The organism is Streptomyces sp. JJ38 (genome assembly GCF_019303475.1).
Classification (GTDB): Bacteria; Actinomycetota; Actinomycetes; order Streptomycetales; family Streptomycetaceae; genus Streptomyces.
In genome coordinates this window covers 1-14,888 of sequence record NZ_JABLSI010000057.1, presented here as the reverse complement: position 1 = coordinate 14,888, position 14,888 = coordinate 1, and the positions used below count along the sequence as shown (strand labels likewise).

Here is a 14,888-nt window from a genome sequence, read left to right as displayed (position 1 = left end):
CGCGTGGTGCCCGGCGACCGCCCTGGGCCGGGCGGCCGGGTGCCGGCCTCTCGTCAGGCCAGGGGAGCCGGATACGTCGGGTACTCGGCGCCGGAGACGTACTGGACGACGCGGACGACCTGGCAGGAGTAGCCGAACTCGTTGTCGTACCAGAGGTAGAGGATCGCGTTGTCGCCGTCGACCTTGGTGGCACCGGCGTCGACGATCGAGGCGTGGCGCGAACCGATGAAGTCGTTGGAGACGGCGTCGGGGGCGCTGATGAAGTCGATCTGACGCTTCAGCGGCGAGGTGAGCGAGACGTTGCGGAGGTAGTCGAGCACCTCGTCGCGGTTGGTCTCGCGCGCGAGCTGGAGGTTGAGGATCGCGATCGAGACGTCCGGGACCGGGACGCGGATCGAGCTGCCGGTGATCTTGGCCTGGAGGTCGGGCAGGGCCTTCGCCACGGCGGAGGCGGCACCCGTCTCGGTGATGACCATGTTCAGCGGCGCCGAGCGGCCACGGCGGTCCGACTTGTGGTAATTGTCCAGCAGGTTCTGGTCGTTCGTGAACGAGTGGACGGTCTCCACGTGGCCCCGCAGGACCCCGTACTCGTCCGCCATCGCCTTCAGCGGCGGCACGATCGCGTTCGTGGTGCAGGACGCACAGGAGATGATCTGCTCGTCCTGCTTGATCGTGTCGTGGTTGACGCCGTGCACGATGTTGGGCACGTCACCCTTGCCGGGCGCGGTCAGGATGACCTTGTCGATGCCGGGGCGCAGGTGCTTCGAGAGCCCCTCGCGGTCGCGCCACTTGCCGGTGTTGTCGACGAGGATGGCGTCCTTGATGCCGTACGCCGTGTAGTCCACCGACGTCGGATCGTCGGAGTAGATCACCTTGATCTCGTTGCCGTTGGCGATGATCTTGCTGTTCGCCTCGTCAACGGTGATCGTGCCCTGGAACTGGCCGTGGATGGAGTCGCGGCGCAGCAGGGAGGCGCGCTTGACGAGGTCCGCGCCGTCCGTCGTCCCGCTCCGGCGCACGACGATGGCGCGCAGCCGCAGGCCGTTGCCGGAGCCCGCCTTCTCGATGAGCAGCCGGGCGACCAGCCGGCCGATGCGGCCGAACCCGTAGAGGACGACATCGCGCGACTCGCGGCGGTCGATCTTGTTGGCTCCCGTGGCCCCGGCGACGGCCTCGGCGGTGAACTCCTCCACCGACAGGCCACGGTCGTCGGCCCGGTACGTCGCTGCGAGCATGCCGATGTCGATCTGGGACGGGCCGAGATCGAGCGTGGTCAGAGCATTCAGGAACGGCAGCGTCTCGGTGACCGACAGTTCCTCACCGGCGATCTGCCGGGCGAAACGGTGGGTCTTCAGGATGCTGACGACCGATTTGTTCACCAGGGAGCGGCTGTGCAGCAGGACCGTGACGTCCCGCTCGCGGTGCAGCTTGCCGATGATCGGAATCATCGACTCCGCGATCTCCTCGCGGTGCTTCCAGTTGGTGAACGTGTCCTCGTTGACAGTCACTGTTCATCTTTCGAGCTAGGCGGCGCTCAGATGATGCTACCGGGCGCCTCTTCGAGCGTGAAACGGGACCACCGCGAACGCGACCACCACCAGCCCCACCTGCGGAAACCCGATTCCGGGCACGGGCGACGCCGTCGTTCCCGCTCGCGCTCCCCCTCACCCGGACGGGCCAGCACAGCTCGCCGCGGCCAGGCCGGTCGCCCAGGATCGGGTCCTGCCGCCGAATGGCGGCGGCGACGGCTCGGGGGCCGAAGGACGGAGAGGACGACCATGGCCGACACCCCGCACAACACGGCAGGCTCCACCCGCCACGCGAGCACCGAGGCTTCCGACCTCTCCGGCGGAGTGATCTTCGCCGGTGTCCTGATGCTCACGGTCGGCGCCATGAGCATCCTCGTCGGGATCGCGGGCATCGCCGAGGACGACGTGTACGCCCGCGTCGGCGACTACGTCTACGAGTTCGACCTGACCACCTGGGGCTGGATCCACCTGGTCCTCGGCGCGCTCGTGGCCCTCACCGGCCTGGGTGTGCTCACGGGCGCGGCCGTGGCGCGCGGCGTCGGCGTGGCGCTGGCGGTCCTCGTCGCCATCGCGCAGTTCATGTGGCTCCCCTACCAGCCGGTCTGGTCCGTGGTGGCCATCGCGATCGCCGTGTTCATCATCTGGGCCCTGACCACCGACACCGGACGGAAGAGGGCCTTCTGAGCCACCGCCCGCCCCGCCCTCGTGACCCCCGCCCGGCGCCCTTGCCGGCGCCGGGCCGCGCGAGCCCGAGGGGGCGAGCGCCGCGATGACCACTGCCGACGCGGCGCCGAGCCCCGCCGAACCCGCCCTGCACCAGGTGCTGCTGAGCCGCGGCTACCTCCGGCTCCTCCTGCTGTGCACCCTGCTGGGAATCCCCGTCGCGCTCGCCTGTTTCCTCTTCGTCGGGCTCCAGCACACGCTCCAGGAGGCCGTGTGGGAGACCTTGCCCCGGCGGCTCGGCTACGAGCACGCCCCGTGGTGGTGGCCACTGCCCGCGCTGCTCACCGCCGGGCTCGCCCTCGCGCCGATCGTGACGCGGACACCCGGGCGCGGCGGACATCTGCCGGTGCGCGGGCTCGGCGGCAGCCCCATCGGCCCCAAAGCCGTGCCCGGCGTCGTCCTCGCCACGCTGACCGCCCTGCCGCTCGGGGTGGTCCTCGGCCCGGAAGCCCCGCTCATGGCCGTCGGCAGCGGCCTCGCGCTACTCGTCGCCCGCCACCTCCCCCGGGGCACCGACAAGCGCTCGACCGCCGTCCTGGCCACCACCGGTTCCACCGCCGCCATCTCCACCATCCTGGGCGGCCCCCTCGTGGCGGCCGTCCTCGTCGTCGAGTCGGCGGCGCTCGCCGGGCCGCGACTCGTCGTCCTGCTCCTGCCCTGCCTCCTCGCCAGCGCGGGCGGAGCCCTCGTCTTCACCGGCTTCGGCCAGTGGACGGGGCTGGAGACCGGCGCCCTCAGCCTGCCCGCCGTGCCGCCCGGCGCCCGGCCCGACGCGGGGGACTTCCTGTGGGGCGTACCGGTCGCCGTGCTCGTCGCCCTGCTGGTCGTCCTCGGGCGCCGGCTCGGCCACCTCACCGCCCACTGGACGGCCCGGCACACCGCGCCACGCACCGTCGCGTGCGGCCTCGCCGTCGGGGGCGCCCTCTCCGGCTACGCCCTGCTGACCGGCCGCGACCCCGCCGAGGCCGCGCTCTCCGGGCAGGCGACGCTCGCCGAACTGGCCGCGGACCCGCACGCCTGGTCCGTCGCGGCCCTGGCCGCGCTCGTCCTGTGCAAGGGCCTGGCCTGGGGCGTCTGCCTCGGCGCCTTCCGGGGCGGGCCCGTCTTCCCCGCCCTCCTGCTGGGGGCCGCGGTGGGCGTGGCCTGCTCCGGGCTGCCCGGCCTGGGCCCCGCCCCCGCCCTCGCCGCGGGCCTCGCGGCGAGCGGGGCCGCGGTGCTCGGGCTCCCCCTGAGCGGCGCCGTCCTCGCCGCGCTGCTGCTCGGCCAGGACGCCTACGACCAGATGCCGCTGATCGTCGTCGCGGCCGTCGTCGCCGTCCTCGTCACACAGTGGCCCCGGCGCCGGGAGGCCCGGACGGGCGGTGCGCCGTGAGCCCGGCCCGGCCCGACCGCGCCACGGCCCGGACCCGGCTCGCACCATGGCGCTGGCCCCTTCTGACCGCGGGTGCCGCCGCGCTGGTCGCGGCGTACTTCTCGCTGCCCCTCGGCCACCTCGGGCCCGACCGCCCGACCCTGAGCTGGGCCGTCTTCTCGGTCGCGCTGGCCCTGATCGCGGCCCTGCTGCTGCGGCAGATCCGCAACGTCCTCACCGAGCGCGGCGACACCCGCGCGGGGCTGGCCATCGTGGGGCTGATGTGTGTGACGGTCCTCGTGTTCGCCACCGCCTACTTCGCACTCGCCCGGCAGCCGGGCGAGTTCGACGGGCTGGAGACCCGGGTCGACGCGCTGTACTTCACCGTGGTCACGCTGGCCACCGTCGGCTACGGCGACATCAGTCCCAGCGGGCAGAGCGCACGCGTGGTCGCCATGGTGCAGATCGTCTACACCTTCGCCTTCCTCACCTCGGCCGCGACCGCCCTGTCCCGCCACGTGCGCAGCCGGCTCGAACACTCCCGGCGGGACGGCGACGCCGAGGGCTGAGCCCGCGCCCGTCCCCGGCTCACCAGGACTCCGAGGCCCCCCGCACCTCCTGGGCCCGTTCCGGGCGGACGGCCGTCCGGCGGACCCGCAGCGCGAGCAACGGGAAGAGCAGCACCGACGCCATGGCCGCCCCGACGAGCGCCGCGGCCTCGTCGGGGCCGATGACGTCGCCGTCCAGCCCGATCGCGGTGATGGCGACGACCAGCGGCAGGCAGGTGGAGGAGTACAGGGCCAGCGCACCGCGGTCCGCGCGGGGTAGCCCCGGCGGCGCCAGGGCGAAGGCGGGCAGCCCGCGGACGACGAGGAAGAGCAGCAGGAAGACGGGCAGGAGCGCCAGCGCCCGCCCGCCGGACAGGAGCGAGTCGAGGTCGAACTCGATGCCGGTGACGACGAAGAACAGCGGGACGAGGAAGCCGAATCCCACGGCCTCGATCCGGCTCAGGACCGCCGCGCTGCTCTCGGGCGCCGCACCGGTGAGGACGAGACGCGTGAGCATGCCCGCGGCGAAGGCGCCGAGCAGGACGTCGAGGCCGAACGCGGCCGACAGGCCGAGCATGCAGACCAGCAGCAGCATGACGAAACGCATGGCGAACTGCCCGCTGGTGTGCAGCGTCCTGGTGACGATGTCCGCGAACCACGGCGGCCGGGGACGCAGCGCCCACACCACGGCGGCCGCCGTGAGCAGCGCGAAGGCGGCGAGCACCGCCGCGGACTCGAGCGGCTGCCGCCCCCCGAGCAGCAGTGCCATGGCGATGATCGGCCCGAACTCGCCGACCGCGCCGAACGCGAGGACGACGGTACCGAACGGCCCGTCGAGGTCCCCCGCGTCCCGGATGATCGGCAACACGGTGCCCAGAGCGGTGCTGGTGAGCGCGGTGCCGATGACGACGCCGCGGTCGACGTCCGCGCCGGTGAGCAGCAGTGCCAGGCCGATGCCGACGGCCAGGGCGAGCAGCCAGGCCCAGACCGAGCGCCGCAGGATGCCGCCGCGCACCTCGGCGAAGTCGAGCTCGTAGCCGGCGAGGAAGATGAGCATGGCCAGCCCCAGTTCGGCCAGCACGTCGAGTACCTCCCCGGTCTCGGCCCAGCCCAGCACGTCGGGCCCGATGAGGATGCCGAGCGTGATCTCGAAGATCACCAGCGGCACGCGGACCCAGCGCCCCGCGCCGTAGGCCAGCAGCGGGGCGAGCACCGCCACGGCCATGATCAGGATGAGGGTCTCCGGATGCGTCATACCGCGCATTCTCTGACATCACGGATATCTGACCCGGACCCCGCGCGGGCGACCGACCGGGCGGACGGCCACAGGGGCGGGTCCGGACGGGGCCCCGGGGTCCACGGGGTTCACGGCATCGTCCGGGGTGTTTCGCCGGACCGGCACACCTCCCCTGAGAGGCCGTACAAAACTCGCGCCGCGCGGCGGTCTGGGCCCACGATCCAAGGGTGACGGAGAGAGAGCCCCTGGACGGGTGGCACGAGCTGATCCTGACGGCCGTCATCGCGCTGGCGGCCGTGGGCACGGCCTGGGCCGGCTTCCAGAGCGCCAAGTGGGGCGGCGTTCAGACGAACTCCTACGCGCAGGCGTCGGCGTCCCGCACGGAGTCGACCCGTGAGTCCACCGCGGCCGGACAGTTCGTCACCATCGACGTGATCACCTTCACGGACTGGCTCGCGGCCTTGCAGGAAGAGCGGGACGCGGAGGACAGGAAATCCTCCCTCGACGACTACGAGCCCGACCCCGACACCCTCTCGGGCGAGTTGTTCAACCGGTTCCGCACCGAGTTCAAGCCCGCGGTACAGGCGTGGCTGGACACCAGACCGCTGAGCGACCCGGACGCACCGTCGACGCCGTTCGCCATGCCCGAGTACCGCCCAGCCGCCCTGGACAAGGCAGAGACACTGCTGAAGGAGGCCGAGAGCCTCTCCGCCAAGGCGAGGCAGTCGAACCAGCGCTCCGACAACTACGTCCTCACCGCCGTCCTCTTCGCGCTGGTCCTGTTCTTCGCCACTCTGACCCAACGGGCGTCGCGGGGCCGCAGCAGGGTCCTCCTGCTCTCCCTCACGATCGTCACCCTGCTCTCGGCGGTGGTCTTGCTGCTCACGTTCCCGATCGAGATCTGACGCCGCGGCTGGAACGGAGACGGTGGAGCGCGAACCCGCCCTCTTCCCCCTCCCCTGACCGGCGCCTTGCGCGGCGTGCGCAAGCGCCGAGGGCGTGTCACCCGTGCGGCCGCACGGGTGACACGCCCTCGGCCGGACGGTCAGGCCGGTACCGGCGTCACCAGGTGCCCTCCTCCGGCGCGTCGGCCCGGGCGGCGTCCTCGCCGTCGGGCAGGGACCCGCCCGACGGCAGCGCCGTCATCCTCGGCAGCAGCTGCGCGGCGAGCAGCGTCGACAGCGCGGAGCCGTCCCCACCGCCGCCGTCGGTGCGGACGACCACCGGCCGCGGCGCCTTCGCCGCCAGCTCGGCACCCACGTCCAGCCGCCGGCGGGCCAACTCGTACTGCAGCACCGCGCGGTTGTCGCGGTACGCCTTGGCGAGGGCGCGCTGCGCGCGAGCCTCGTTCTCGGCGGCGATGAGCCCGCTGCGGCCGCGCGTCTCGATCTCGAACCGCACCCGCTGCGCGTTGGTCTCCTGCTCCTCCAGCAGCTGGGCGACCTCCTCACGAGCGCGGTTGAGGGCGGCCCGCACCTCGACGATGCGCGCGTCGCGCACCTTCTTGGCCCGCTCGATGTCCATGCCGAGGCTGTCGATCCGACGCTTGCGGGTGAGGCCCCACTCCTGGTCGTAGGCCGTGCGCTCCTTGGCGACCCGCTCCCGGGTGGCCAGGTGCTGCTGGTACTGGGCCGGGAGCTGGACGTCCGGGATGTTGGAACCGGTGATGCGCACGCCGTAGCGGGAGAGCAGGTGGTTGAGGAGCTCCTGCATGTCCGCCACGTCCGAGCCGCGCAGGTCGTAGGCGCGCTCGGTCTGCACCTGCCGGGCCCGCTGCCGGATGGCGTCCTGGACGGCGCTGGACAGCACCAGGTCGAAGTTGCCCGCGCCGATCGTCCGGACGAAGAGCACCGCGTCGGTGATGCGGAACTTCAGGAAGAACTCGATCGACCTCAGCGGCACGTTCTCCCGCGTGGGGCAGGCCATGACCGGGGCCGAATACGGAATCTCGGTGGCCGTGTCGACCACGAAGTCGACCCGCGACCAGGGGTGCCACAGGTAGTGGCGGCCCGCGTCCAGCGTGCGCGTGACGGCGCCGTACCGGGTCAGGACGCCGTGGGTGCCCTGCTCGATCTCGACGATCGAGGAACGCCACCACCACAGCAGGCCGAGTACGAGCAGCAGCACGCCGACCGTGTAGGAGAACCCGGCGAGGGCGCCGTAGGCGGTGTCGGACACCCCGTCGGCCCCCGACTCACGCACCGTCAGCATGACGCTGGACAGCAGCGCGAACAGGCCGAGCCACAGCGGCAGCATCCACCAGAGCCGACGCCGGTGGCGCGGGATGATGACCGGGATCAGCGTCCCCGCCTCGCCGCCGCGCAGCAGTTGGGCCACCTCGCTCCAGGGCGCCACGGCCTCGGAGATGACCGACCTTCGGTTCACATGGGTGCTGCTCACTTGTCGGCCTCCTCGGAGAAGTCGGTGACGCCGGTGACGTCAGGGACGCCGGGGTCGTCGGTGGCGGCCGGTGAAGCCCCGGCGAGGTCGGCGGGGTCACCGCTCCCGGTGCCGGCGGGCGCCGCGGCGGCCTCCGCCGGCACCGTCGGCCGGTCGGCGGCCAGCAGCGCCTGCACCTCGCTCTCCCGCGCGGCGATCCGCTCGCCCACCTCGGCGAGCCGCTCGCGCACGGCCGCCATGTCGCCCTCGGAGAACAGCTCGTCCCCGTGCTCGCCCACCAGCTCGCGGGCCAGCCGCAGGAAGTCGACCCCGGCGGCGTCGCCGTCCCCGGTGCCGCCGATGCGGACCAGGCGCGGCAGGTGCTCGGCGACCCGCTCCAGGGCGTCGAGGACCTGCTGCTGGTAGCGGTACTCCAGGATCTCCGGCGCCTCGGCCGCCGTCACCGCCCGGATGTCGAGGGCCTGGGCCTCCAGCAGCGCGGCGTTGGCCTTCGCCTCGGACTCCGCCTGCACGTACCGCTGACGGGCCAGCGCCTCGGCCCGGTTGGTCTCGCGCTCCACGGCGGTGTCCATCTGCGCCTGGTACTGCGCGATCTCCGCCTTGATCGCGGAGAGCGTCTCGTGGCTGGCCGCCAGCTCCTTGGTCAGGTCGCCCTCGTCCTGCTCCTTGCGCAGCATCAGCGCGTACTCGTGCGTGTAGGCCTCCTTGGCCATCCGGACCATCTCCGGGGCGGCCAGGTCCATGCGGTAGCCGCGGTCGGCGGGCTCGGCGTGCGTGATGTTCGCGTTCGTCAGCTCGACCGCCGGCCGGAACTGCTGGTTGAGCTGCTCCAGCAGCCGCCCGGTGTCCTCGCCGACCATGTCGTAGATTCCGGCCGCCTCCTGCTCGTAGATGAGGCTGCGGATCGTCTCGCTGACGGCGTTGCTGAGCTTCTCCTCGAAGCCGCGCACCGCGCCGAGCGTGTAGACGAACTCGGTCGGGTCGCTGATGCGGAACTGGATGAAGAGGTCGATCGACGCCTTGACCCCGCCCTTGGTGGGCGCCTCGCGCACCGGCGCGTTGAACGGGTACTCGCGGGTGGTGTTGACGATGTACGACACCCGCTTCCACGGGCTGATCAGGACGACCCGTCCGGGCCCGACGACCGTCTCCAGCTTCCCGAACCGGGTGATCAGGGCCTGGCACCCGTCCGGGACCATCACCATGCCCTGCCGCCACCAGACGAAGGCGACCGCGGCCACGGCGACGAACCAGTAGTGGAGCCCGAAGAGCGGGTTCGTGAGCGGGGAGTCGTCCACGGTCGCCACCACGGCGGTCCCGATCGCCCCCAGGACCAGCAGGGACAAGACGGGGAGCATGCTCAGGAACGAGCGCCCCTTCGGCAGCACCATCGGGCAGATCACGTGTGTCTGCTCGCCGCGTGTGCCCTCCTGCCCGCTCTGGTTGAGGGCCTCGCCCGCCTCGTCGAGCGGCACGGTCCGCTGCGCCATCACGGTGGCGATCGAGCCGCCCTGCTCCCGGGCCGCCGGGAAGTCCGCCGGGTCCATCCCCTCGGACCGCGGCTCCCGCTCCTCCTCGCCGGCCCCGCCCTGCTCCTGCGGGCTCCGCCGCCCGCCGTGGGAGCCGCCGGCGCGCCGCCGGAGCTCCTCCTCGGCCACCTGCCGTGGGTCGGCGCCGGAAGCCACCGCCGAAGCCACCCTTCGAAGGTTCTGCGCCCGTGATTGCGCCACGGTTCCCCCTCTGTCGTGTCGTACGTCACCGCCATCTCACACCACGGACGTCGCACCGCGAACCACCGGGCCCCGACTGTTACAGCACGGCAAGACCTTCGTTGCCTTTCGGGCGTGGGCGAATCCTCCGTAACCGGGCGGCGGCGGAACAGCAGGATGACGCAGCGGGTTCCGTCCGCGCCGCGGGGCCGGGGGACGGGAGTCCGGAGAAGACGGCGGCGGATTTCCGGAATCCGGCGGATACCCGTGTTCCACGGCCTGTCGTCGAGTCCGGCGCCGCTGGTGGAAAAACGGATCGGCGGGCGTATCCGGGTGGCGACGGCGCCGCGCTACCGCTGTTTCCTTTCCCGTTTTCCGGTTCTCCACCGGCCCTGGGGAGTCCGCCGCGCCCACGCGCACCACGGTGGCCAAGAACGCCACAGCACGGACGACACGGCCCGGCATACACGGAAGATCCGATTTCCGGCTTTCCGCACGGTACGCCCCACTGTGCGACCCGCCGGTGCCCCGCTGAGCGAACGCGACGTTCAGGACTCCGGAGTACCAGGCCGCGGGACCGCCGGCACGCGCACGCCCGTCCGCACCTGAGACGTTCACGGACTGTCACCGAACTCCGTTGCCACAGCGGGCACTTGGCGCCATGAGCACCATTGACGCGCACAGCCTGCTCCGGGCATATTCTCCCTCGAGCTCTCCCATGGGGAAATCGTCCGGATTCAGTGACCGCTTTTCCAGCGCAGGGAAATTCACACAGTGCGATACTTCCGTTTCCTCGTGGCCGGGCACGCGGTCTCCGCGTACGGCGTCTTCCTCAATCTCATCGCACTGAACCTGTTCGCCTACGAGACGACCGGCAGCGCCCTCCAGACCGGATTGCTGATGGCGCTCCGACTGTTCGCGGGGGTGGCCGGCGGCGCGCTCATGGGCTCGCTGTCCCATCGGTTCGATCTCAAGCGGGTCCTGGTCGTCGCCGAACTCACTCAGGGAACAGCACTGCTCAGTCTGGCCGTGCTCCAGAACACCGCCGGAAACGCGCTGCTGTACGGGGTGGTGTGCGTGGCCGGGCTGTGTTCGACCTCCTCCACCGTCGCCCTGCGGACCGCGATCCCGGCCATGGTCGGCGCCGATCAGCGCGTCTGGGCCAACGGGCTGCTGGCGAGCTGCCGTTCGGTGGCGATGGTGGCCGGGTTCGCGTCGGCCGGCGTCGTCGTCTCGCTGCTCGGCTACACCGCGGCCTTCGTTCTGGTCGCCGGAACCTTCCTGCTGGCCGCGCTCAACCTCGCCTGGCTGCCGTTGCGCACCCGCACGGGCGACGAGGAGGACGAGGGTGAGGGCGAGGGGGCGCCCCCGGGCCGGGGCTCGGCACGGGGCGCGGGACGGGTCTCCGGGTGGCTCGGCCGCTGGGCGCTCCTCGGCTTCCTGCGGCTCTACCCGCTGGTGCTGATGCTGCTGATGGTCCGGGCCGTGGACGGCTTCGGCTCGTCCGCGCACAACGTGGGCCTGCCGATCCAGTCCCGCGCACTGGACCCGGCGCACCCGGCTGTGTTCATCAGCCAGTTCTGGGCCACCTGGGCGGTGGGCAACATCCTCGCCCAGCGGCTGGTCACCCGGTACGCCAAGCGGCACGGGGCACCCTCGGAGCGCGCCTTCGCGGTGGGTGTCATGGTGATGTCGGCCGCCTTCATCCTGGCCTTCACCGGCCTGCCGCTGTGGCTGGCCATCCCGGTGATGCTGCTCGCGGGCGCGGCCGACGGCTTCACCGAGAACACCTACGTCTCGCGGCTCCAGGCCCTTCCGGAGAAGCGGCGGGGCGCGGTGTTCGGGCTGTGCGTGACGGTGGAGAACACCAGCTTCGGCGTCGGCATGCTCGTCAGCGCCGCGCTGATGGAGCGGTACACGCCGCTGACGGTGGTCGGCGTCATGCACGGCGCGGCCCTGGTCTGCGGTCTCGCTCTGCTCCTGACTCACCGGCGGCTGGCGACCGCCACCGGCCACGCCGGGGGTGCCGAGGCCGCCGCGCAGGGGCCCGGTGCCGCATTGCCGGGCGCCCGGACGGCGACGTCCGGGCGCCCCGAAGCAGCCCGCACCGACGACGGGGTCACCTCGTGAGCGCCGGCGCCACGCGGCGGCGGATCGCCCTGGTCGGCATGGCCCTGCGGCTGCCGGGCGCCGACTCCCCCGAGGCGTTCTGGCGCACCATCCGCTCCGGCACCAGCCACATCCGGCGGTACACCCCCGAGGAGCTGGTCGGGGCCGGGGTGCCCCGCGAGACGGCCGAGGCCGAGGACTTCGTCGGAGCGACCGCCACCCTCCCCGGCATCGACCGCTTCGACGCGCCGTTCTTCTCCATGAGCGGCACCGAGGCGGAGCTGACCGACCCCCAGCAGCGGCTGTTCCTGGAGTGCGCCCACCACGCCCTCGAACACGCCGGGTACGCGGGCGGCCAACGCGGCCTGCGCACCGCCGTGTACGCCAGCACCGGCTACCACCTCTACGGACTGCGCTCCTACCTGCACCAGCAGTCGCTGTCCGGCCCCGACGACGGGGGCTGGATGTACGGGCTGCACCGGACCGTCGGCGGCTACGCGGACTTCACCGCGAGCCGGACGGCCTTCCGACTCGGGCTGACCGGCCCGGCGCTGGGCGTGCAGACCGCGTGCTCCAGCTCGCTGGCGGCCGTCCACCTCGCCCGGCAGGCCCTGCTGACCGGGGACGCCGACCTGGCGCTGGTGGGCGCCGCCGCGCTGCACGTGCCCCAGGTGCTGGGCTACCCGCACGTCAAGGGAAGCATCCTCTCCCGCACCGGCCGCTGCCTTCCGTTCAGCGCCGAGGCCGACGGCACGGTGGGCGGCAACGGAGTGGCCGCGGTGGTACTCAAGCGCCTCGACCGCGCGCTGGCCGACGGCGACACCGTGCACGCGGTGCTGCGCGGCACCGCCCTGAACAACGACGGCGGGGCGAAGCGGCACTTCACCGAGCCCTCCGCAGGCGGTCAACGCGCCGTCATCCGGGCCGCGCTGGCCGCCGCGGAGACCACGGCGGACCGGCTCGGCTACGTCGAGACCCACGGCACCGGCACCTACAAGGGCGACCCGATCGAGTACGCGGCGCTGGCCCGGGTGCACCGGGAGCAGAGCGCGCGCACCGGCTACTGCGCCCTGGGCTCGGTGAAGGCCAACATCGGCCACCTGGACGTGTGCTCGGGCCTGGCCGGGTTGATCAAGGCCGCGCTGGTCGTCCGGTACGGCACCATCCCGCCGCTGGCCGGACTCACCGCGCCCAACCCGCTGCTGACCCTGGAGGGCAGCCCCTTCCGCCTGCCCACCCGCGCCCACCGCTGGCCGGAGGGCGACGGCCCACGGCTGGCCGGGGTGACCTCGCTCGGGGTGGGCGGCACCAACGCGCACGCGATCGTCGAGCAGCCCCCGAGCCGCACCGCGGTCCCGGGCACGGCACTGCCGACCGGCACGGCACGGCCCGCCCGCACACCCACCCCACCGGCGCCCGCGGCCCCGGCCCCTCCGGCCGCCCCCGCGGCGTCGGCTGTTCCCGCTGTTCCCGCTGTTCCCGCTGTTCCGGCGCCCGGCGTCGTGCCGCTCTCGGGGCGGGATCACGCGGGGCTGGTCGCCGGGGCACGGCGGCTGCGGCGGCACCTCGCCCTGCACCCCGACATCCGGCAGGCGGACCTGGCGACCACGCTGGGGCTCGGCCGCCGCGCACTGCGGCATCGGCTGGCCCTGACCGGCGAGGACCCGGCCGGTGTCGCCCGGTCACTGGACGCCTTCCTCGCCGCCGGGGCGCGGGACAAGGATCCGGCGTCGGAGGCCCCCGCGAGCGGCGACGGCTGGTCCAGCGGGGTGACGCCGCGAGCGGAACAGGCCCCGCTGGCGTGGGTGTTCAGCGGTCAGGGCGGGGCACGGCGCGGCATGGCGAGGGAGCTGTACGCGCGGTTCCCACCCGTGCGCGAGGTGCTGGACACCTGCGAGGAGCAGTACCGGGACGCGTACGACGCGTCCCTCCTGGCCGAACTGCTGGGGGCGGAGGACGACCGGCCGCCGGGCACCGGCACCGGTCAGCCGGCGCTCTACGCCCTGCAGGCGGCCCAGGTACGGCTCTGGCGCGAACTCGGCCCCGCGCCGGACCTGGTCGCCGGGCACAGCGTGGGCGACTTCGCCGCCCTGCACGCCGCCGGGGTGCTGTCCCTGACGGACGGGCTGCGGCTGACCGCCGAGCGGGGACGGCTGATGGAGCGGGAGTGCGCCCCCGGCGGCATGCTGGCGGTCTTCGCCGACCGGGCCGCCGTCGACGCACTGCTCACCCGGCATCCGCGGCTGTGCCTGGCCGTGGTGAACGGCGAGCGGCACCATGTGGTCGCCGGTCCCGGGGCGGCCGTCGACGAGGCCGCTCGGGAGCTGGCCGGGCGGAACACACGGGCCCGGCGGCTGGCGGTGGACCGGGCCTTCCACAGCCGCATGGTCGACCCGGTGCTGCCGGCGCTGAACGCCCTGGCCGACACGGTGGGCTGGGCGCCCGCCCGCGTGCCCCACGCCGTCGGCCCGGGCGGTGGCCTCGCCCCGGCCGGGAGCACGCCGGACGCCGACTGGCTCGCCCGGCACGCCCGGGAGAGCGTGCGCTTCGACCGTGTGCTGACCGAACTCACGGCGGCGGGCTGCGGACTCGTCCAGGAGCTCGGGCCGGACGCGGTGCTGAGCGGGCTGGCCGTCCGGGAGGCCCCGCGGCTCACGGCCCTGCCCACCCAGCGTCCGGGGGCGGGGACCCGCCCGCTGTGGCACGCACTCGGTGCCCACTACTGCCGGGGCTACCCGGTGCACTGGGCGGAGCTGCTCGAGGGCTGCGGGGGCGGGCGTATCCCGCTGCCCGGATACGCCTTCCAGCGCCGGAGGTACTGGACGGGGCCGGCACTCGCCGAGCCCACCGTGGCGGCGACGCCCGGAACCGACGAAGGAGACGGGGAGACGATGCGGGAACTCGAGCCGATTCTGGCGGACGTGCGGGCGCGGACGGCCACACATCTGGGTGTCGACGTCGCCGACTGCGACCCGGAGGTGCCCTTCTTCGACCTGGGCGCCGACTCCCTGCAGATGATCAACATGCTGCAGGAGCTGGAGCACGGCTACGGCGTGAAGGTGGGGATGCGCGAGCTGTTCGAGGAGGCCGACACGCCGCTGCGGCTGGCACGGCTGATCGTCGAGCGCGGCGGCCGCGCCGCCGAGGCCCCGGCCACCGAGGCCCCGGCCGGTGAGCCCCCGGCCGGTGAGAACGGCTCCGGCCCGCAGGCCCAGGCGCCCGCGGCCGACGCCCCGACGATCCCGGCCGCGGCCCCGGCGGCCCGGGAGGCTCGCGCTGCCG

10 protein-coding genes are annotated in these 14,888 nt (G+C 73.2%); 6 read left to right on the top strand and 4 right to left on the bottom strand.

Going from position 1 to position 14,888, the window contains the following annotated elements:
* Nucleotides 1-53: 53 nt before the first annotated feature.
* A complete protein-coding gene (locus HPT28_RS23385; RefSeq protein ID WP_219093263.1) occupies nt 54-1,508 on the bottom strand; it encodes a glyceraldehyde-3-phosphate dehydrogenase in 1,455 nt (484 codons plus the stop codon).
* Between the two features lie 270 nt (nt 1,509-1,778).
* Here HPT28_RS23385 and HPT28_RS23380 point away from each other — a divergent pair, with 270 nt between their 5' ends.
* The 3 genes from HPT28_RS23380 (at nt 1,779) to HPT28_RS23370 (ending at nt 4,172) form a co-directional block, all read left to right on the top strand.
* Nucleotides 1,779-2,213 carry a hypothetical protein gene (locus tag HPT28_RS23380; RefSeq protein ID WP_219093261.1) on the top strand — a complete coding sequence of 145 codons (435 nt, stop codon included), beginning with the start codon at nt 1,779-1,781 and terminating at the stop codon, nt 2,211-2,213.
* A gap of 85 nt (nt 2,214-2,298) precedes the next feature.
* Nucleotides 2,299-3,624, top strand: coding sequence for a chloride channel protein (locus tag HPT28_RS23375; protein ID WP_219093259.1), 1,326 nt, complete (start codon nt 2,299-2,301; stop codon nt 3,622-3,624).
* Nucleotides 3,621-4,172 carry a potassium channel family protein gene (locus HPT28_RS23370; RefSeq protein WP_374227005.1) on the top strand — a complete coding sequence of 184 codons (552 nt, stop codon included), beginning with the start codon at nt 3,621-3,623 and terminating at the stop codon, nt 4,170-4,172. Before HPT28_RS23375 ends, HPT28_RS23370 begins: the two co-directional genes overlap by 4 nt.
* A gap of 19 nt (nt 4,173-4,191) precedes the next feature.
* On the opposite strand, the gene HPT28_RS23365 is transcribed toward HPT28_RS23370, so the two are convergent.
* Complete coding sequence (locus tag HPT28_RS23365; protein ID WP_219093257.1) at nt 4,192-5,406, bottom strand: cation:proton antiporter; 1,215 nt, start codon at nt 5,404-5,406, stop codon at nt 4,192-4,194.
* A gap of 209 nt (nt 5,407-5,615) precedes the next feature.
* On the opposite strand from HPT28_RS23365, the gene HPT28_RS23360 reads away from it, so the two are divergent.
* Complete coding sequence (locus tag HPT28_RS23360; RefSeq protein WP_219093255.1) at nt 5,616-6,293, top strand: hypothetical protein; 678 nt, start codon at nt 5,616-5,618, stop codon at nt 6,291-6,293.
* A 157-nt stretch (nt 6,294-6,450) separates the two neighbouring features.
* Here the strand turns inward: HPT28_RS23360 and HPT28_RS23355 are convergent, their stop codons facing one another.
* Both HPT28_RS23355 and HPT28_RS23350 read right to left on the bottom strand, forming a co-directional pair.
* Nucleotides 6,451-7,788 carry an SPFH domain-containing protein gene (locus tag HPT28_RS23355; protein ID WP_219093253.1) on the bottom strand — a complete coding sequence of 446 codons (1,338 nt, stop codon included), beginning with the start codon at nt 7,786-7,788 and terminating at the stop codon, nt 6,451-6,453.
* The gene (locus HPT28_RS23350) at nt 7,785-9,485 is read right to left on the bottom strand and encodes an SPFH domain-containing protein (RefSeq protein ID WP_374227004.1); all 1,701 of its coding nucleotides are present in this window, start codon (nt 9,483-9,485) and stop codon (nt 7,785-7,787) included. The genes HPT28_RS23355 and HPT28_RS23350 overlap by 4 nt, the downstream gene beginning before the upstream one ends.
* 786 nt (nt 9,486-10,271) lie before the next feature.
* On the opposite strand from HPT28_RS23350, the gene HPT28_RS23345 reads away from it, so the two are divergent.
* Nucleotides 10,272-11,627, top strand: a complete 1,356-nt coding sequence (locus HPT28_RS23345; protein ID WP_219093249.1) for an MFS transporter — start codon at nt 10,272-10,274, stop codon at nt 11,625-11,627.
* Nucleotides 11,624-14,888: type I polyketide synthase (locus HPT28_RS23340; protein ID WP_219093247.1), on the top strand; the 3,265-nt coding region annotated here is incomplete at its 3' end. The genes HPT28_RS23345 and HPT28_RS23340, both read left to right, overlap by 4 nt.